General features: G+C 38.2%; 15 protein-coding genes. 12 read left to right on the top strand and 3 right to left on the bottom strand.

Going from position 1 to position 19,856, the window contains the following annotated elements:
• Positions 1-71 precede the first annotated feature (71 nt).
• The 11 genes from QE382_RS04415 to QE382_RS04465 all read left to right on the top strand — a co-directional run bounded on the left by QE382_RS04415 (position 72) and on the right by QE382_RS04465 (position 14,440).
• Positions 72-833 carry a hypothetical protein gene (locus tag QE382_RS04415; RefSeq protein ID WP_307184846.1) on the top strand — a complete coding sequence of 254 codons (762 nt, stop codon included), beginning with the start codon at positions 72-74 and terminating at the stop codon, positions 831-833.
• 30 nt (positions 834-863) lie between these two features.
• A complete protein-coding gene (locus QE382_RS04420) occupies positions 864-1,295 on the top strand; it encodes a PH domain-containing protein (protein WP_307184847.1) in 432 nt (143 codons plus the stop codon).
• A gap of 448 nt (positions 1,296-1,743) precedes the next feature.
• Complete coding sequence (locus QE382_RS04425) at positions 1,744-2,271, top strand: RNA polymerase sigma factor (protein ID WP_293889574.1); 528 nt, start codon at positions 1,744-1,746, stop codon at positions 2,269-2,271.
• A gap of 46 nt (positions 2,272-2,317) precedes the next feature.
• Complete coding sequence (locus QE382_RS04430) at positions 2,318-3,466, top strand: FecR family protein (protein ID WP_307184848.1); 1,149 nt, start codon at positions 2,318-2,320, stop codon at positions 3,464-3,466.
• 260 nt (positions 3,467-3,726) lie between these two features.
• Positions 3,727-7,302 (top strand): SusC/RagA family TonB-linked outer membrane protein, encoded by a 3,576-nt coding sequence (locus QE382_RS04435; RefSeq protein ID WP_307184849.1) that lies wholly within the window; start codon positions 3,727-3,729, stop codon positions 7,300-7,302.
• Positions 7,303-7,305: 3 nt separating this feature from the next.
• On the top strand, positions 7,306-8,904 hold the full coding sequence (locus QE382_RS04440) for a RagB/SusD family nutrient uptake outer membrane protein (RefSeq protein WP_307184850.1): 1,599 nt from the start codon (positions 7,306-7,308) through the stop codon (positions 8,902-8,904).
• A 1-nt stretch (position 8,905) separates the two neighbouring features.
• Positions 8,906-9,820 carry a zinc-binding metallopeptidase gene (locus QE382_RS04445; RefSeq protein WP_307184851.1) on the top strand — a complete coding sequence of 305 codons (915 nt, stop codon included), beginning with the start codon at positions 8,906-8,908 and terminating at the stop codon, positions 9,818-9,820.
• 5 nt (positions 9,821-9,825) lie between these two features.
• Entirely contained in the window at positions 9,826-10,689 is an 864-nt protein-coding gene (locus QE382_RS04450) for a DUF4302 domain-containing protein (RefSeq protein WP_307184852.1), read from the top strand.
• A gap of 307 nt (positions 10,690-10,996) precedes the next feature.
• Positions 10,997-11,998, top strand: coding sequence for a hypothetical protein (locus QE382_RS04455; RefSeq protein ID WP_307184853.1), 1,002 nt, complete (start codon positions 10,997-10,999; stop codon positions 11,996-11,998).
• Between the two features lie 604 nt (positions 11,999-12,602).
• The gene (locus QE382_RS04460; RefSeq protein WP_307184854.1) at positions 12,603-13,034 is read left to right on the top strand and encodes a nuclear transport factor 2 family protein; all 432 of its coding nucleotides are present in this window, start codon (positions 12,603-12,605) and stop codon (positions 13,032-13,034) included.
• Between the two features lie 413 nt (positions 13,035-13,447).
• The gene (locus QE382_RS04465; protein ID WP_307184855.1) at positions 13,448-14,440 is read left to right on the top strand and encodes an energy transducer TonB; all 993 of its coding nucleotides are present in this window, start codon (positions 13,448-13,450) and stop codon (positions 14,438-14,440) included.
• 165 nt (positions 14,441-14,605) lie between these two features.
• On the opposite strand, the gene acs is transcribed toward QE382_RS04465, so the two are convergent.
• Positions 14,606-16,522: an acetate--CoA ligase gene (acs, locus tag QE382_RS04470; protein WP_307184856.1), complete on the bottom strand. Its 1,917-nt coding sequence runs from the start codon at positions 16,520-16,522 to the stop codon at positions 14,606-14,608.
• Positions 16,523-16,707: 185 nt separating this feature from the next.
• Here acs and QE382_RS04475 point away from each other — a divergent pair, with 185 nt between their 5' ends.
• Positions 16,708-17,586: a UbiA prenyltransferase family protein gene (locus QE382_RS04475; protein ID WP_307184857.1), complete on the top strand. Its 879-nt coding sequence runs from the start codon at positions 16,708-16,710 to the stop codon at positions 17,584-17,586.
• A 95-nt stretch (positions 17,587-17,681) separates the two neighbouring features.
• Here QE382_RS04475 and QE382_RS04480 read toward each other — a convergent pair whose 3' ends face one another.
• Positions 17,682-18,614 carry an NAD(P)-dependent oxidoreductase gene (locus QE382_RS04480; protein WP_307184858.1) on the bottom strand — a complete coding sequence of 311 codons (933 nt, stop codon included), beginning with the start codon at positions 18,612-18,614 and terminating at the stop codon, positions 17,682-17,684.
• A gap of 42 nt (positions 18,615-18,656) precedes the next feature.
• On the bottom strand, positions 18,657-19,856 hold the full coding sequence (locus tag QE382_RS04485) for an FAD-dependent monooxygenase (RefSeq protein ID WP_307184859.1): 1,200 nt from the start codon (positions 19,854-19,856) through the stop codon (positions 18,657-18,659).

Raw genomic sequence — 19,856 nt, forward strand, 5'->3', positions numbered from 1 at the left:
TTATAGAGACAATACTGATTATAAGAATTCAAATTTTGATGAAATACAGCTTGTTATTATCTTTTTTTCTCATGTTTACTCGTTGCGAAACTTCTGGTCCATGGAACTTAAGCGGTGAATTTAATGTTTCGCCCCCTATTTATGTGGATCTTTTTCAAGTCAAAACAGGGCGAAAAGTGTTGTGTGATACGATAAGATCTCTGAATTTTGCGTTAAGAGTAAAGAATTTGGAAAAAGGTATCTATCAAATTATCCTTTCATGGGATAGGGATGTTGTAAGACCCCAAGAGATGGAAAGATTTGCTCGTCAGCCCGAGCTCGGCACACCAAAATATTATATGTCAACTACATTTTGGTTCGATTCAAAAGAGTCCAATAATTATAAACTGTTATTTGATAGCGTCTATCACCAAGATCAACTACAAGAACTGTTGTTAGCTAAGAATGGAGGCGAATCAATTAAAATGGCGGTCGTATCCGATGGAGAAAACAATAAACTCTATAATGAATACTTAACTTTATTGGATTATTATAAGGCAAAAAATCGACAACAGAAAGACAGTCTTCGGAAAGTAGCAACACATTTCAATGATCTTAAATTATTCAAAGATTCAGCGCGAATAAATGCGTTCTTAGCAAAGGATTGGCTGGTAAATGTCAAGGCCGCATTGTTACAGGAAGAGATAATCTTTATGAAAAACAATATTAACAGCGAAGTCATCCCTCATATCTATCATATATTGGTGAACACGAAAGATGATTTCGAACAGTATCACCAAGTATACAATTTATTTTCAATTACTGTCAAGCGAGATTTAGCTGTCAGAAATTAAAATAACTGATCCATTAAAAAATTATTAGGAATGAAAAAAATCTTTAAAACGCACATAAATTTTGGAAGCTACGTTTGGGGAATAGTCGTGATCATATTTATTGGAATATTGTTATTTGAGCGACTTGAAAAAGGACTCTATATCGGCACATTACTCTTGTTTGGCATATGTCTATCAATCTGGTATTTTACATTTTTTTTTAAACGCTATTGGATTGAAGGTCAACATCTTTTCATTAAGACGATCTCTGGTGTAAGATCGATAGATATTAGATCTATACACAAATTAGAAACAAATAAGGTTGACTGGTTTGGATCAATGGGCCTTACAGTTTTAAAACCTTACAGAAGAGGAATGGTCTTACGTTATAATGTGGTTGACCACGTATTTGTTGATCCAGAAAATGCTACCGAATTTATCAATGAGCTAAAACAGATTACACCCAATATAGATGTTGTATAAGGTAAATAATCTATAGTTTTGAGCATACTTTATTATACTATTTCGGTCCTTTTATCCGAGAATTTCGTATATTGTATCGTACTAGCTTGCTACTAATTTATCATTATACATAGATAATTATTGGGATATCCGTTGGATATAAATAAACGGGAAGTGTCTTGTTACAATTAAAACTCTCGTCTCGGGAACGATCTCATTTTCTAAACTGCTCTATTTTTTCCGTTTTACTTCCCCTAAGGCAATTAGCTTTTATTTTTTTGATCTGTTTTTTTAGATTTACATGGACAAAATATGGTTTCAATTTTTCCTTGCTAACTTTTTTTTGCAGAAAATAAAAAATATTAAGCATTTTTACGACGCAATTATTAAGCATCCTGATCAGATGTACTTATATGTCCTAAAAATTTCCACTATGAAGTACGATTTGTAGTTTGGAAGATATCTAACTATGCAGAAGGAAGAAATATTATTTAAAACACACTATAATGGGCTTTGCCACTTTGCCTGGAAAATTGTCGGAGATTTAGCTGTCGCGGAAGATCTGGTGCAAGATTCCTTCATCGCTTACTTTAAAAATACAGAACAGGTCAGTGATAATGATATTGCTATAAAAAACTATTTGTATAGTGCTGTCCGTTTTGCATGCTATAATCATATTCGTCATGAGAAAGTTCGGCAAAAATATTGGAATGTAGTCGGTTTTACGGAAGAGGATAATATCGCCCTCGAATTAAATATGATTCATAGTGAGGTTATTCAAGAAATTTATAAAATTATCGAACAAATGCCTTTGTCATGTCAACAGGTATTTCGTCTTGGATATTTGGAAGGTTTATCAAATCTTGAGATAACCGAGGAACTGAAAATTAGTGTTAATACCGTAAAAACTCAAAAACAACGCGGTATGAAAATGCTTTTAAAGCGACTAAATCCTGAGTTTTTGCCGTTTATTATATTTTTGTTAAAAAATATTTAAATTCTTGTCACCCTTTTGCCTGTCTTAAGTTTCTTTATTCTACAAAATGATGGAAAACTCAGGACATATCTCCCGTCTTCTTCAAAAATTTCTATATGGTCAATTGACCGAAGAGGAGAAAAATCAATTTGAAGAATGGCTACAAGCTAGTGACCATAACAGACGGCTTTTGGATTCATTTCAAAGAGCGAAGAATATTGAACAAGATCTAGCTATTGTTGGGCAGTTAGATGCAAATAAAGCATGGGATAGGCTTACTAACAAAAATAATAGATCGTACAATAAATGGTTTATTGGTATTGCTGCCTCACTGGTGCTATTATCTAGTTTCTTCTATCTATGGTACAGCCAAATGGAAAAAGAAGATAATGATGGCAGCATTTCGGCTCTAAACCTAAGTCAAGATGTAGCGCCAGCGAAAAGTGGAGCTGTTTTACGTATGGCAGATGGCAAAGAAGTTAGGCTAAACAATACTAAACCGAATGGTTACAATAGCGATAAAACTTTTGTATGGAATGCTGCAGAATTGATTGTTAAAAATGGCAGAAATAAGCTCGAATCTTCCCTGAATTCTTTAATTGTACCGCGGGCTAGTTTTTATAAAATCACATTGAGTGATGGTACTAAAGTTTGGGTGAATGCGCAGTCTAATCTAACATTTCCAGCACAATTCTCAGCAAATGAGAGGAGAGTACGTTTAGAAGGCGAAGCCTATTTTGAAGTGGCACATGATCCTAGCAAACCTTTTTTCGTTGAATCAAAAGCTGGTGAAATTAAGGTGTTGGGAACTCACTTTAATGTTTTTGCTTATCACGATGATATTCGAGCAACATTAGTTGAAGGAAAGGTTGAAGTAAGGCAGAAGGATAATACGCTTGAATTAAATCCTGGAGAATTTGCCTCGCTTTCGAAAAGTAACCTTATAAAAGGAAAAGCTGATATATTGCAAGATTTAGCTTGGCATAATAATGAGTTTTATTTTAAAAAGGAAACCATAGTAAATATTGCCCATCAACTTTCCCGTTGGTACGATCTAGAGGTGAAATTTAGAGGTAATGTTAAACTTAATAAAGAATACAGCGGCAGCATACAGCGAGATGTAAAACTTTCACAGGTATTGGAAATGCTATCTTACGTCAGCGATCTTAAATTTGAGATTCGTGGAAAAGAATTGATTATCGAGAATAAAATTTAAGTTGTTTAAATAGACATAAAATTAATTTGCCAAGGCTTATGATATAACTTTACTACCCAATCATTAAAATGCCCCAAAAAAGAGAACAGGAATGTTGGCGCATCCCTGTTCAGAAATGTGATCAAAGGGCTCATAACTTTTAAAGTGAACTATTAATTACCTAATTAACCACAAAATGTAAATGTATGAATAACTTACCATTAAGCAAAGCCTGGTCCTTGTTACCTCAAGACCATCGGTTTTGCAAACCCTTACGTATTATGAAAATTAGTACATGCCTTTTATTCGCATTTGTAACTGGCGTCCATGCAAAAGGAACAGCACAAAAAGTTACTTTGAAAATGAGGAATGCACGGATTGAGGAGGCGCTTTCTGCGATCTCTAAACAATCCAACTTACGCGTTCTCTATAGCGAAAACCTAAACGCTAAATCTCGTATTACAGTCGACCTAAAAAATGCGTCTGTGGAAGAGGCGTTGAACTCGATACTAGGAAATAAAAATATCGAGTATAAGATTATAGCAAATACGATTTCCGTTAACAGTAACGAAAAGAGCGAAGTTTCAGAGAACTTGCAACAATCTGTCACTGGAACCGTTAAAAATGCTAACGGAAATCCTTTGGCCGGTGCTACAATTACGGTTAAAGGTACCTCCATTTCTACCCAAACTGATGCAAATGGACATTTTAAGATAAACGCAGGCGGAAATTCAACATTAGTTGTTCGTTATGTTGGATTTAGCAATACTGAGGTTGAAGTCAATAATAGAAGTGTAGTTGCCATTATACTGGATTCTAATGAAAAGCAGATAGATGAGGTTGTTGTGACAGGTCTTGGAGCTAGGATCGACAAGAGAACTTTTACAGGTGCTACCGCTAAAGTCAATATGAAAGATATTGAACTAGGAGGGCTTCCTGACCCTTCGAGAGCTTTGGAAGGTCGTGTTGCCGGTGTATCAGTACAGAACACAACAGGAACATTTGGATCAGCACCAAAAATCAGAGTTCGTGGGGCGACCTCGATTTATGGTAGTTCAAAACCACTTTGGGTAGTCGATGGAATCATAATAGAGGATGTGGCGAATGTTTCATCGGATGATCTTTCTTCCGGAGATGCATTGACGTTGATCAGTTCTGCCGTAGCTGGATTGAATGCGAACGACATCGAGTCTTTCACCGTTCTTAAGGACGGTTCAGCGACATCCATTTACGGTGCTCGGGCGATGGGTGGTGTTATTGTTATTACAACAAAAAAAGGAATTGCCGGTAGAAATTCTGCAAACTATGTAGGAGAGTTTACATCCAGAGCTATTCCTTCTTATAATAATTTTAATATCATGAACTCGCAGGAGCAAATGGCTTTCTATCAGACACTTGAGCAGAGAGGATGGCTTACAATGTCCGATGTGGCAAATAGGTCCGAATCAGGAGTGTATGGGAAAATGTATCAGTTGATCAAAGCGGGACAGTTAGAAAATACACAGGAGGCAAGAAACGCCTACCTAAGACAAGCTGAATACCGTAATACAGACTGGTTTAAACAGTTGTTCAGCCGGACAATCATGCAAAATCACTCGGTCAGCCTTTCTTCTGGTACAGATAGAGCACAATATTATACCTCTATAAGTGGTGTTTTTGATAATGGCTGGACGCGCAAATCGGATGTGAAGCGCTATACTGGGATGTTTAATGCATCCTATAATTTGTTCGATAACCTAAAATTGGATTTAAGAACAAATGGTTCTTATAGGGATCAAAGAGCACCAGGTACGATAGGTTCATCAGTGGATCGGGTCTCGATGGAAATTAAGCGAGACTTTGATATCAACCCATATACCTATGCATTAAGGAATTCTCGTACCCTTGATCCTAACGAGTTCTATACACGGAATTATGCTCCATTTAATATCCTGCATGAGTTAGACAACAATTACATGGATATCAATGCTGCTGATATAAAATTCCAGGGGGAACTAAAGTGGAAGCCCATCAAAGCACTTGAACTAGGGTTATTAGCTGCAACACGCTATCAACAAACTTCGCAGCAGCATTATATCAAGGATCATTCGAATCAGGCATTAGCTTACCGATGGATGCCAACAACGTTTATTCGTGATGCAAATCCTTTCTTATATACTGATCCAAGTAATCCCTATGCTGTTCCAGTTTCTGTGTTGCCTGCTGGAGGGATATATAATCGTACAGACAACAAGATGTTTACCCGTGATTTGCGCTTTACTGCAGCTTATGATAAGACATTCAACGATATCCATAAATTATATGTATTTGCGGGAGCCGAATCTAATTCTGTAAATCGTAATCAAAACTGGTTTAGAGGTTGGGGCTTGCAATATGATCTAGGAGAGATTCCATATATTGATTACACCTTATTTAAGAAAAATCAAGAAGAAAATGCTGATTACTATTCTATAGATCGTAAAAAGAACGGTGATGTGGCCCCTGCGCGAAATAGACAGGTTGCTTTTTATAGTACAGCGAATTATACATTTGACAATCGTTATACTGTCAATGGAACATTTCGTTATGAAGGTACAAATCGCTTAGGACGTACAACATCTGCGCGTTGGATGCCTACATGGAATGTTTCGGGTATGTGGAATGTGATGGAAGAGGATTTCTTTAAAAACTTGGAGACGCCTTTTTCAAACCTGAGTTTTAAAGGTTCCTATAGTTTGACTGCTGATAGGGGGCCAGACTTTGTAACCAATTCGAAAATTATCATTCAAAGCTATAATCCATGGAGACCAAGTACAGCTGATAAAGAAACTGGTCTTTCTATTTCGGATCTTGAAAACTCTGAGTTGACCTATGAGAAAAAGCACGAACTTAATATTGGTACTTCAATTGGTTTGTTCCGAAATCGTATTGCCATAGATGTGGATTATTACAAACGTAAAAATTACGATCTTATAGGCATAGTCAATACTCAGGGATTAGGAGGAGAAATCTTGAAGTACGGTAACGTGGCAGATATGGAATCTAATGGTATTGAGCTTAGCTTATCTGCTACAATATTGAAAAAGGAGCATTTCTCTTGGGTATCGAATTTTATCTATTCAAAGGCGAAGAATAGAATTACTTCATTGGAAAATAACAGCAGAGTTTCTGATTTAATTGCGCTAGGTGGATACGGTGTAGAAGGTTATCCGGTACGCCCCTTATTTTCTATTCCTTTCAACCGTATTATTGACAACGGATTACCAATTTATAATTACATCGATGGCGCTGAAACAACTACAGGTGTCTATTTTCAGGAAAGAAATAATATTGGGTTCTTAAAGTATGAAGGTCCTACCGAACCAACAGATATGGGAAGCTTTGGAAACGTATTCTCTTACAAAAATTTTAAACTGAATATATTTCTTACCTATTCTTTTGGAAATGTCGTACGATTGGATCCTGCGTATAAAACAGGTTACACAGATTTAGATGCCATGCCGAGAGAGTTTGCAGATGCCTGGACAGTTCCTGGTGAAGAAGCGCGTACCAATATACCTGTCATTTTGGATTCTCGTTTTATTCGAAATAACAGTCAGTATAGGTATGCGTACAATGCCTACAACTATTCTACAGAGACTGTTGCAAAAGGTGACTTTATTCGCTTGAAAGATATATCATTAGCTTATGAATTACCGAAACATATCGTTAAGTCCTTAAAGATGTCTAATCTAGGTGTACGTTTCAATATGGTGAATCCATGGTTGATTTATGCAGATAAGCGTCTAAATGGACAGGATCCAGAATTCGTTAATTCAGGCGGTGTAGCTTTACCAATTGCAAAACAATATACATTAACCTTAAAAATGGGATTTTAGCATATGAAAAATAGACTATCATATATACTGATTTTTGCCGGTTTAACGGCGATGGGCCTATCGTCCTGTAAAAAGTACCTTGATGAATTGCCAGATAATAGAGCCGAGTTGAATACCACAGACAAAATAGGTAAAATGCTTGTAGGGGCTTATCCTAGCAGCGCTTACGTTGTTGTTACTGAGCTGTCGTCAGACAATGTCGACGATGTTGGTCCGGTATATTTAAACTATCCGAGATTTATAGAAGAAATCTATAAATGGCAGGATATATCGGAGACGAATAACGACGGCATTGAGCGCATTTGGGGTGCATGCTATGGTTCAATAGCCAGTGCCAATGCTGCCTTACAGGCAATTGAAGAACAAGGAAATCCTGCTAGTCTCAGTGCACAAAAAGGGGAGGCATTGTTGGCTAGAGCCTATAATCATTGGATACTTGTCAATGTTTTTGCTCAGAATTATTCAAAGACACATGCGACAACTGATCTTGGTATAACTTATATGACAAAGGGGGAAACTACTTTAAACCCTAAGTATGAGCGTAATACTGTCGCAGAGGTTTATGATTATATTAAAAAAGATGTGGAAGAAGGGTTACCATTAATTAATGATGCTTCGTACGCGAATTCAAGTGTAGCAAAATATCATTTTAATCGTGCAGCCGCTTATACATTCGCATCTCGTGTTGCTTTGTTTATGGAAGATTGGACCAAGGCAGTGGAGTATGCGACATTGGCTTTAGGTGAAAACCCAGCCATCACGTTACGGGATTATAAGACAATAGCTACTTTCTCAGCGACTTATGCAAACTTTACGCGCGAGTACAATGCGAGTTCTGTTAAAGCAAATTTTCTGATTGCTACGGCATCTTCTTCTATGGGGCAAACGTTTGGAAATTATTCTACAAACAATAGGTTAGCACACGGTGGTAGTATCGCTATGACAGAAACTATCTTTGCCAAGCAACCTTTCGGACAGGCTAAGGTAAGTACTGATTACAGAATTAAAGCTGCAATTTATTCCAGTACTACAACAAATAAAGTTATTTTTCCACATGTGGCGCGAATGTTTGAATATACCGATCAAGTTGCAGGTATCGGTTATACAAAAGGCGTTTATGCCCCAATCGTATCGGAAGAAGCCCTACTTAATCGGGCGGAAGCGAATATTCATTTGAAAAATTATAGTGCAGCGCTCTCTGATATGCAAATCCATATTGACAATAATACGATCAATGCTCCTGCAACAGTAAGTGAAGCTTCAATTAATAATTGGGCAAATTCGTTTGATTATTTTACGCCAACCACACCTACCCCAAAGAAAAAATTGAATCCAGAATTTTCCATTGAGCCTGGTACGCAGGAAAATATGCTTCATGCCGTATTATCTTTAAAACGGCTACAATTTTTACAAACTGGTATGCGATGGTTTGATGTGAAACGTTACGGAATAGAAATTGCAAGAAGGGAGGCACCGGCTGTATATAATGGTAATCTAACATATACGGTTACAGATAATATACTTACCAAACGTGATAAAAGACGTGCTATCCAATTGCCGCAAGATGTTATTAATGCAGGTTTAACTCCTAATCCTAGATAATATGAAAAACAATACCCTATTAATATCAATATTATTATCCTGTGGCGTGATGTTTTCAGGCTGTAATAAAGAGGATAAGTTAGATTCGAAAAGTGTTTTTGTAGATTCAGAGATCCCGAAAAATGCTTTAGACAACTATTTGTACAACAACTATACGAAGCCTTATAACGTACAGATATTTTATAAATATAATGACAACGAATCCAATATGACTTATCGATTGGTGCCAGCTCCTTATGACGCTTCTATTCGTTTGTCAAAACTAATGTTGTTCTTGGTAATGGATCCGTATAGTGAAGTAACTGGAAGTACCCAGTTTTTAAGAAGTAATTTTCCAAAGATCATTACTTATACAGGCTCTGTACCTGTACAAACAAACGGTGTCATTATACTAGGTACAGCCGAATCCGGCACGAAAGTTTCACTGTACAATTTATTGGAGCTGAATGAAACTACTGGTAAAAATTCCCAGTTTTTGAATAACGGATTCTTTAAGACAGTACACCATGAATTTCAACATATTTTAAATCAAAATAAACCCTATCCGAGCAATTTTAGAGAAATCTCGGGAAGTAACTATATTGAAGATGAGTGGAATACAAAATACCCTAATAGTCCAGTCGGAATTGGATCCGCTATAGCGGCAGGTTTTATATCACCTTATGCTTCTAAGGCTGATACAGAAGATTTTGCTGAACTGTATTCATTCTATGTTACACGAAGTCAGGCTGATTTTGATGCGATGTTGAATGTCGAAAATTCGACAGCAGCGGGAAGGACATTGATATTATCAAAATTAGCTATTGTAAAAAGCTATATGAAATCCGAATGGGGAATCGATATGGACATTTTACGGGCTAATATTATTGCTCGTTATCCTAAACTTAGTACGTTTGATCAAACAACTTTAAATTAAGAAAAATGAAATTAAAACTATTTATATTCGCAATAGCCATTTTATCTTTGAGCGTAAGTTGTGAAAAGAAAATGGATCGAATCTTTGATGAAAGTCCGACTGATCGTTTGAATGCAAGTGTATCCAATGTATATGCAATGTTGCAGACTAATAAAGATGGTTGGATGATTAAATATTATCCTAGCAGTGCATTGGAATTTGGTGGTTATACATTATTTGCAAAATTTACCAATTCGGTCGATGTGACTGTGGAAGGTGACATGACGACTTTGGCTGCACAGACTAGCACTTACATAGTGGTTCCGGGGGCGGGGCCAATTTTGACGTTCGATACCTATAATCGTATTTTTCATTATTTTGCTTTGCCAGGGTATTTTAATAAATCAAGTGCATATCAATTACCTGGTTTCTTAACGGCGCAAATCGGTTCCGTTAATGAAGGAATGAAAGGTGAAAATGATTTCTTGGTAACAAAAGCGTCAGCTGATTCCATTGTTATGGAAGGTAGAAAGTCGTACAATAAGGTTGTGATGGTTCCAATCAAATCTTCAGAGGCTACCACAATTGTTGCAACATATCGTTCTGCACTTACAAAATTCCATGCCTTTTCAAATTACAAATTTGAAGTAGGAACTGAATCTTTTCCTGCAACATTTGCAACAGCGGCAACGAAGAGAGCACTATTGATCGCTGGAAATTCAAAACCATATGCCTATCGTTATATCCCTACTGGACTTGAATTTTACACAGAATATGACGTCAATGGAGTGAAGTTTAGAGAATTGAAGTATGTAGAACCAACAGGTAGCTATGCGAAGGGATACTTTACCAATGATGCTGGAACAATCAAATTAGTTCCACAAAGCTAAAATCTATTATATTCAGAATAGTTTCTTAAGTTTATGTAATTATACCCTCTCAAATGTTTTTGAGAGGGTTTTTGTCATTCCGATAATAGATTTATACACTATCACCTTTCGATTAAAATCCTTCTTGTTATCTACGCAAAGTTAACTTACCCTTATGCTTTTGTAAAATCGTCTGTTTAAACTTGCTGTAGAGACTGAGATAGCGAAATGTGAAGAAAGCGTACGATTGATAAGTCGATAGGTGCCTTGCAGAAAAGAAAATATTAGCATAACTTAGTTGTAGCCTATTTTCTGAAATTTAATGACAATGAGATACATTATTTCCCTATTCATTCTTCTTATACAAACTGTTGCCATTCAAGCGCAACAAAAAAGCAGACCATTCCAATTTAAGAAACCGAATAAAGTAGTTGAACATGCTAAGTATGGCAAAATAAGGCTATACGATGCACGAGAAATAAAAGATAACCTCGGCGTCATACAAGTAGGTATGCTCAACGCAAATCGATTTTTAGTGGCTGAACCATCATTGGAAAAGCAACTGCAGCGCCAATTGGAAGATATGACAGCAAGCCGCAAAGCCGACGACGAATTACTAATGCGCCTTGAAAAATTTTGTATTTCGGAATTGACGGGTGCTTTTTCCGAAAAAGGATTCTTGGATTTTAGAGCAATTTTATTTGCTAAGAAAGGAAATGGAAATTATTTGCAAGTTGCTCAGGTAGATACGTCTATTATAGTGAAAGGGATGGATGTAACCAAAGCGACTTTGGCACGTACTAGCGACGTTGTCAATAATTTGATCTGTGATGTGTTAAGCAAAGAAGGCGATACCACAAAACTTTACACCCTAAGTCAAATTGAAAATTACGATTCTGATCAAAAGAGACAATTAGCGTTATACAATACGTCCACTTATAAAGATGGACTTTATCTCACCTACGAAGAGTTTGTGCGTCAAAAACCTTCAGGTGGGCCTGCACAATTAAAAGATGGGGATTTGTATTTGGGATTCTTTAAAGAAAATGAAAAAGGGAAACTTAAAAAGTTAAATGCAAAAGATTATTATGCAGTGGTGTACAATGGTAATCCTTTTATTTCAAGTCAAGATCAATTTTATGCGTTAATCAAAGAGGATGACGATTTTATTTTTGTCGGGCCTGTAAAGGAAACTGCTTCTGCAAGCAACGTCGTTGCGGCTTCCGTGCTGTTAGGTGCGATAGGAGGGATTTTGGTATCGGGACCTGAAACAAACTACTGCACGCAGAAACTTGATTATGTTAACGGTACCTTTATTCGAATAAAATAGATGGTTGGGAAAAATTACATGGACGCAATTGTTTCATCAATGTCTTGACTTAATTCATTTGCCAATAAGTTGTACATAATATTCTCGCGTATCTTTTAATAGGGGAGCTTGCAAATGAAGTAAAACTTCAGTTTTCCACATAATGTTAATAACGATGTGGAAAACGCTTTCAGCGTTCGCATCGAAAATCGCAAACTCATCCACTGTGGTTCCAAGCATACAATCATACCTTTTCTTTCGATTTTAAAGAAAGAGAATTCGAAGAAGTAAGCAATGATGAATGGGTGATTGATCTCTTTTATAGGCAAGATCCCATTTCAGGGAAATAAATCAGTATTCGATGCATCAATTTTGCGGGCAGCCCCATGCTAGCGGGATTTACACTCATATATCTTCAATTTTTTCAATCCTAACCGGTATCCATTCACCGCTCCATTACTGCCATTTACCGACTTTTTTATTTTGTTTATCGAAATGTAATAAAATGGAACGCTGCGTTGTCTTACTTTTGAATCAGAATCTTAAAGGAAATGATGCAACATAATCAAGATCCTTACGACAATAAGAAAAGAAACAAAAAACTAACACTATAAAGTACAATATTATGAAAACTTTAGTAAAGACATTCGCCGCAGCAGCATTGATTACAATATCAACATTCGCAGTGGCAGCTACCGATCCTGGAAAAGCATTGAACCTTTCCACAGCTGATCTGGCCATCGATAGTTATGTGTCGGTAATGACGGAAGGTGCTTCTCAGGGGGTAGAAAAATTGTTCGCCCAGGAATTTAATCAGAAAATTCAAGGGAAATCAGCTCGTACCAACAGCCGTTCGGAAGTTATTTCCTTCCTCAAGAAACAAAAAGGTGAAAAATTGAACTGCAGTACGCATACTGAAGTTCTGGAGGAATCTGAAAACTATATGGTAGCACGTATCACCATGAAGTTTGACAATTTCATCAAAACAGATTTAGTGACATTGGTCAATGAATCAGGAACCTGGAAGGTTGCAAGCTCCGTAAACTCGTATAAATAGAAACTGTTTAATTAAATTCATATGTTTATTTTGGCCACGTCGGGATGATGTGGCTTTTTCGTTGTATTAAGCACTTAAAAAGTGCCAAAATTATTCATAAGCCTTTTATCAGAAGTAGTATATCTATTCTGTTGAGCTCCTATCGTTGATTTTATACTGTGTAAAAGAAAATAGGATTTCTTTATGGGAGCACAATTGCTCTACTGCTCCTATAATAATGGCGTCTAGTCATAAGATCATGTTGTTCGTTCTACGGGTAAAATGGGTTTTCAACAATGTTATTAACATTGTGTGGATAACTAAAATTACTAATCTATCGTATAACACGCAATGAATATAAAAATTATTTAACCGATTATTGTTTTAATTGTCTTTGATATTTCCTATTATTGCTGCTATACAAACCAGTATTTATGAAGGGTTATTTAAGTTTTTGGGCGTCATTAGTATGCTTTTTATCGTTTAATTTGTGCTTATCAAACCTTTATGCTCAGGTTTCTTTTACCAGCTATCACAAGAGAAATGATACCGAAACAAAGCATTTGGATTCGGCCTATTACACGCGGATAGTTCATGTCGACGCCTCCGGGAAGGATAAAGTTTACCGTGTCGAAGAATTTTATACGCGCAACGACTCCATTAAACTCAGTGGGATCAGTACGAGTGCTTTTTACCCGTTTAAATTTCGCGGGCGAAAGTATGAATTTTATGAACAGGGAACGATACGAAATATCGAGGACTATAGCGATGATAACGCGCTTGTAGATTCTGCTTTTTACTTTTATCCACGTAATAAATTGGAAAAAATTGTTTTTTATCCGAGTAGTTCAGCTAAAAAGGGAAAACTGAAAATAGGAGATCCCATTTATGTTGTGTATTATGATTCGCTAAATAATAAAACACTGGAAAATGGAACGGGTTTTATCCGTTTAACTCATAGCGGGGGTTATGAAGAGGGGAAAATGAAAAATAATTTACGCGAGGGTGAGTGGAAAGGAAAGTCCGGAAAGGATAGCTTTGTTGAAAATTACACAAATAATCAATTAATTTCAGGCATTAAAACAAAGGATTCGGGCGAAGTTTTTAAATATGATTCGTCGAACTTTATGAGTCCTCCCGATTACCCTGGTGGAATTTCGAGACTGATGGGCTTCATAGCGAGCAATTATGTCTTCCCAAGGGGCGCTATTAGTAATGGGGTGTCTGGCGTTGTAAGGATAGCGTTTGTGGTAGGCAAAGATGGTAACGTAAGGGATTTAGTTGTAGAGAATGACCTAGGTTTCGGAACAGGCGAGGAAGGAATTCGCGTGATAGAAAGGGCGGGAAAATGGAAGCCGGGTATACAGCGTGGAGAGGCCGTTAATGTGAAGTATACGCTTCCCATACAATTGCACCTATCAAATTAGGCCTATTTAGATCGTATAATTAGCGGATGTGCAAAAGTGATCTCAAAGAGCTGAAATAGCATTCTGAAGATATATATGTAACAGCAGTTATATAGATAAATCAAACTAAAAATGGCTGTCCGATTTTTTTGGACAGCCATTTCTACATATCTCGCATACGTTATACTATTTTTTCAAGGCTGATGCCCCGCTGATAATTCCTTCTACTACATTCGGATCCTGTAGGGTAGAAGTATCTCCTAAATTGCTGGTATCGCCTTCGGCTATCTTACGTAAAATTCGACGCATGATTTTGCCTGAACGAGTTTTTGGTAGATCATCGACAAATTGGATGATGTCTGGTTTTGCAATCGGGCCGATAATACGAGAAACGGTTTCCATGATATCGCGTCTGGTCGCTTCGGCATCTGTGTGGTGATTGGCAATCACATAGGCATAGATACCTTGCCCTTTTACGGCGTGCGGATAGCCTACGATTGCAGATTCTACAACGTCAGCGTGCATGTTGATAGCATTTTCAACTTCAGCTGTGCCAATACGGTGACCCGAAACGTTGAGTACATCATCTACACGACCTGTGATTTTGTAATAGCCCTCTGGACTACGGAAACATCCGTCGCCCGTAAAATACATATCCTTATAGGTCGAGAAATAGGTTTGACGACAGCGGTCGTGATCTCCCCACGTCGTACGTAACATACCCGGCCAAGGGAATTTGATACACAGGTTTCCTGTAACATCATTGCCCTCGATTTCTTTTCCATTCTCGTCCATCAAAGCAGGCTGAATACCTGGCATTGGGAACATCGCATAGCTTGCTTTCTCTGGTGTCACGCCCGCCAATGAAGTAATCAAGTGGCCTCCGTTCTCTGTTTGCCAATACGTATCAACAATAGGACAATTGTTCTTACCGACTTTCTCATTAAACCAGTTCCATGCTTCTTCGTTGATCGGCTCTCCTACAGATCCTAAAACACGCAACGAAGAAAGGTTGTTTTTGTCTACAAATTCATCACCAAAAGCCATTAATGAACGTAGAGCAGTCGGTGAGGTATAGATAATATTGACGTTGAATTTATCCACAATATCCCAATAGCGGCTCGCATCCGGGAAGGTTGGTATACCTTCAAACATCAATGAGGTAGCGCCTTGTGATAAGGGGCCGTAAACGATATAACTGTGACCTGTAATCCAGCCAATATCTGCAGTACAGAAAAAGACGTCGTTGGGTTGGTATTGGAAAGTGTTCATGAAGGTATAACCGGTGTATACCATATAACCACCACACGTGTGCACCACCCCCTTCGGCTTTCCTGTAGATCCTGATGTATAGAGAATAAACAGGGTGTCTTCAGCATCCATTTCTTCTGCTGGACACGCCGGATTTCCTTGTGTTTCTACTTTCTTGATCTCATCTTCCCACCATACATCACGGCCTTTAATCATCGATACCGGTGTACGCGTACGCGTTAACACAATAACTTTCTCCACCGTATCACACTGCATCAACGCATCATCTACAATATTTTTAAGGCCAATAGTTTTATTTCCGCGGTAACTGCCATCTGATGTGACAATCAGTTTGCATTCGGCATCTTCGATACGATCTGCGATAGAACGCGCTGAAAAACCACCAAATACTACAGAATGGATAGCACCAATACGGGCGCAAGCCAATACAGCAATGACCAATTCGGGAACCATCGGTAAGTAAATACAGACACGGTCTCCTTTTTTGATGTTATTATTTTTAAGTACGTTAGCAAATTGCTCCACCTTTTGCAATAATTGCTTATAGGAAAGAATGCGGTGTGCTTCATTCGGATCATTGGGTTCCCAGATGATGGCCGGTTTATCTCCATTCGCATATATATGGCGATCAAGACAGTTTTCTGTAATATTTAGTTTGGCACCCTCAAACCATTTGACATTAGGTTCTTCAAAGTTCCAATTTAGCACGTTATTCCATTTTCTCTTCCAGAAAAAATGATCTGCAATGCTCGCCCAAAACTCCTCAGGTTGTTCTACACTTCGCTTATATTCACTTTGATATTCTTCAAATGATTTTATTTGTAGGCTCATCGTTATTAGGATTATTATGAATTATTTTAATTTATATTGTTATCGTTGCGAAATTGTTTTTGGTATTTCGATTTCGGTGTACAATTTAGCGGTTTTTGCCCATTTTATCAAAAAAATGATGTTTAATATCATGTTAAACTACTTTTATCTTTCGAGATTGTTATCTTGCATCAAGATTTATTAAGATGCCTTTTCTGAGAAAGCTATTCTATATTATTATCTATACAAATCTTCTGATCGCCATGGCGGCCATGGCGCAATGTGCACTGACCTACATTATATTTGAAAGGTCTATCAATTGGTACATCGTTTTAGTGGAGGGGACCGCCACATTATTGCTGTATAATTTTAGCCTATGGTGGTCCAAGCCAAAGAATCCAAAACAATCAAAATTCCCCCGGACACGCTGGATCTTTAACCATGAATGGGTCATGTGGTTAAATAATGGTATAGCATTGCTGGTGCTGGGGTATTGCTTGTGGCATATACACATGTACTCTTTCCTGTTTTTGGGATTTATTGGAGTTCTAAGCCTGTTATACGGGATGCCACTATTTAAGTTCCAAGATCGTAAAGTGGGACTTCGACAGATTCCTGGTGCCAAAATTTTTCATATTGCCCTAGTGTGGGTCTGCAGCAGCGTGGTGCTTCCTTATGTGGAACTGGCCAACGTCGGTGTCAAAATAGATCAGTGGGTTTTTATTGCGCTCTGCGGATTGAAGTTCATATTTTTGGTTATCTGTACATTGCCTTTTGATATTCGGGATATCCAACAGGATTCCTATTATCACCTACGGACTTTGCCGAATATGCTGGGCGAACAAAAAGCTAAAAATCTTACCTATTTGTTACTGGGCCTGCATTGTATTCTGGTCCTGCTGGCACCCTATCCCATGCTTATAAAAATTGGACTACTTCTAACAAACATGCTGATATTTGCCCTGCTAAAGTTTGCGGTATTCAAAACAAAAGACCATTATCACTATGCTTACTTACTTGACGGTAGTCTAGTATTGCAGTTTTTCATTGTCGTTCTAGCGGTCATCTTTAGTCCAGCAGTATGAGTTTTTACTAGGACAGCAAAAATAGATTACTCAAACTTCATGTATTGTAGCTGCCTGCTGCACCAGAGATTTTGGCCATTGGGGCCGTGTAAAACTCAAGAAGCCACAAATGCAATAATCTTATCGGCGGCGATTTCTGATAACTTATAATAACTTTCAAATGTCCATCCTGCAACATGGGGAGATAAGATCACATTGTCTCGACGGATAAGATCCGCATACCAGTTCTGTTCGGCGAGTTTTGGGAACTTTTCTACAGGCAATACATCAAATGCTGCTCCCAGAATGGAGCCTGAATCAAGGCCACTAAGCACTGCAGGTACTTGTACAATACCGCCCCGTGCTCCGAGTAAAAAGAAAATAGGTTTTTCAAATTTTGCCAGATAATCCACATCAATCATCCCTTTTGTTTCATCCGTTAAGGGAATATGAAAACTGATCACATCAGCTTCTTTGTAGATTTTTTTCATGTCTGCTTCTGTTGCATATTGATCGGTATAGCCGATCCGGTATTTGTCGTAGGCAAGTACCGTTACATCAAAGCCCGATAATTTTTTTGCCATGGCCATCCCATTGTGTCCGTAGCCAATCAATCCCACAGTACGCCCCTTAAGTTCGTAACCACGATTGGCTTCACGCAACCACTGGCCAGATCGTATTTGTTGGTCGCTAGGATTCAGATTGTTCATCAGACTAAGCAACATCCCGATCATATGCTCACCGACAGCGTCCCGATTGCCTTCATTTGCCGGAATTAACTGCACAGCTCTTTGTGCAGCAATGGCATCGTCGATATTGTCCATACCGGCTCCGGCGCGGGCAATAAAGCGGAGGTTGGGCGCGAGGTCAAAAAATGCTTTATCGACCTGAAATTTAGAACGGATGACCATGCCAGAATAGTTAGAAATAATTTTCTCGGCTTCTTCTCGGCTGATATCGGGCTGATAATCGTAATGGATACCTGCCTGATCAAATTTTTTCAGCATGATCTCATGAATGTCGTCGACGATCAGAATAGTAGTTTTCATCCAATTATTTTTTTATGTGGAAACGATAAATAAATAGTGCTTCTATTTCGTATTGATTTTGTGCCCAGGGGCATGATTACGGTTAATCTGCATAAAATCCACAGAAAGTAATTTGTTTAGCTGCTGTTGTTTCATACGGTTCGGCATAGTCTTCATGAGAAAATTTCGTATTCCAATTAGGAGTGGATTTTCCCATTGTGCAATTTTGCCTATCCTCCAAGAGGTATTACAGATGTAATTTACTCGCTCCAATCTTCTCTTTTCGAATCGTTGAAAAGCTACATTGATGGGTACATGGGTTTGAAGCTCGTCCATCAGTACAGCCACATCTTCAATAGCCTGACAGGCTCCCTGGCCGAGGTTAGGAGTTGTTGCATGTCCAGCGTCTCCGAGCAAGAGTATGTTGTCAAATGCAAGACGATCAAGCGGTGCAATATCGATAATATCGTTTGTAATCAGTTCGCTATCCTTGGTCTCAGAGAGAATTGTTGGAATAGGTGCATGATAACTCTTAAAATTGTCAAGAAGTTCTTTTGTGCGCCACCTTTTTAAGATTGGGTTCCGTGCAGTTGTATTGATACAAGCGTACCAATAAATGCGGTTATTGACCAGTGGTGTCATACCAAAACGTCCTTTTGCACCCCAGGTTTCCGTCCCTTTGTTGAGTTGTATGCTGCTATTGTCAATGGTGGCCCGCCAGCAGGTGTAACCCGAATAGCGGGGTGCCGAACCGGGTATAAGTTGCTGCCTTAAGGGGGAGTGTACACCATCAGCAATTAAGAGTGCTTGACCTCGTACATGGCTTCCATCTGCAAAATAAACTTGAAGATCTTCACCCTCTCTTTCGAACGAAACGGCGCGTTTGCCAAGGTGAATTTGGCTGCTTGGAATTTTGGATAATAAAAACTGATGCAGATCTGCCCGGTGGATAGCAAAATTTTCCTGCTGGTATTGTTGGCTTATTAATTTCGTGTCCGGTTCCACTAAGATATTCCCGTTTTGATCCAAGACATTGTAGGACGCAAGATAATGTCCTATTGGAACGATTTCGTCTTTGAGCCCTAAATGCTCCAAGGCTTGCATGGCATTGGCTGCAAGACCAAATCCTGCTCCGATACCTTTTAACTCGTCTGCACTTTCATAAATCTGGGCGTCGATGCCGAGCTTTGCCAAACCAATTGCAGCACATAATCCCGCGATACCTCCACCAACGATAATAAATGTGCTGTCTGTTGAATGCAT

Source organism: Sphingobacterium zeae, assembly GCF_030818895.1.
GTDB classification, from domain to species: domain Bacteria; phylum Bacteroidota; class Bacteroidia; order Sphingobacteriales; family Sphingobacteriaceae; genus Sphingobacterium; species Sphingobacterium zeae.

Excerpts from the sequence above, each read along its gene's own strand:
- QE382_RS04415 (WP_307184846.1), top strand. The coding sequence starts at position 72 with ATGTTTACTCGTTGCGAAACTTCTGGTCCATGGAACTTAAGCGGTGAA.
- QE382_RS04420 (WP_307184847.1), top strand. The coding sequence starts at position 864 with ATGAAAAAAATCTTTAAAACGCACATAAATTTTGGAAGCTACGTTTGG.
- QE382_RS04425 (WP_293889574.1), top strand. The coding sequence starts at position 1,744 with ATGCAGAAGGAAGAAATATTATTTAAAACACACTATAATGGGCTTTGC.
- QE382_RS04430 (WP_307184848.1), top strand. The coding sequence starts at position 2,318 with ATGATGGAAAACTCAGGACATATCTCCCGTCTTCTTCAAAAATTTCTA.
- QE382_RS04435 (WP_307184849.1), top strand. The coding sequence starts at position 3,727 with ATGAAAATTAGTACATGCCTTTTATTCGCATTTGTAACTGGCGTCCAT.
- QE382_RS04440 (WP_307184850.1), top strand. The coding sequence starts at position 7,306 with ATGAAAAATAGACTATCATATATACTGATTTTTGCCGGTTTAACGGCG.
- QE382_RS04445 (WP_307184851.1), top strand. The coding sequence starts at position 8,906 with ATGAAAAACAATACCCTATTAATATCAATATTATTATCCTGTGGCGTG.
- QE382_RS04450 (WP_307184852.1), top strand. The coding sequence starts at position 9,826 with ATGAAATTAAAACTATTTATATTCGCAATAGCCATTTTATCTTTGAGC.
- QE382_RS04455 (WP_307184853.1), top strand. The coding sequence starts at position 10,997 with ATGAGATACATTATTTCCCTATTCATTCTTCTTATACAAACTGTTGCC.
- QE382_RS04460 (WP_307184854.1), top strand. The coding sequence starts at position 12,603 with ATGAAAACTTTAGTAAAGACATTCGCCGCAGCAGCATTGATTACAATA.
- QE382_RS04465 (WP_307184855.1), top strand. The coding sequence starts at position 13,448 with ATGAAGGGTTATTTAAGTTTTTGGGCGTCATTAGTATGCTTTTTATCG.
- acs (WP_307184856.1), bottom strand. The coding sequence starts at position 16,522 with ATGAGCCTACAAATAAAATCATTTGAAGAATATCAAAGTGAATATAAG.
- QE382_RS04475 (WP_307184857.1), top strand. The coding sequence starts at position 16,708 with ATGCCTTTTCTGAGAAAGCTATTCTATATTATTATCTATACAAATCTT.
- QE382_RS04480 (WP_307184858.1), bottom strand. The coding sequence starts at position 18,614 with ATGAAAACTACTATTCTGATCGTCGACGACATTCATGAGATCATGCTG.
- QE382_RS04485 (WP_307184859.1), bottom strand. The coding sequence starts at position 19,856 with ATGCATTCAACAGACAGCACATTTATTATCGTTGGTGGAGGTATCGCG.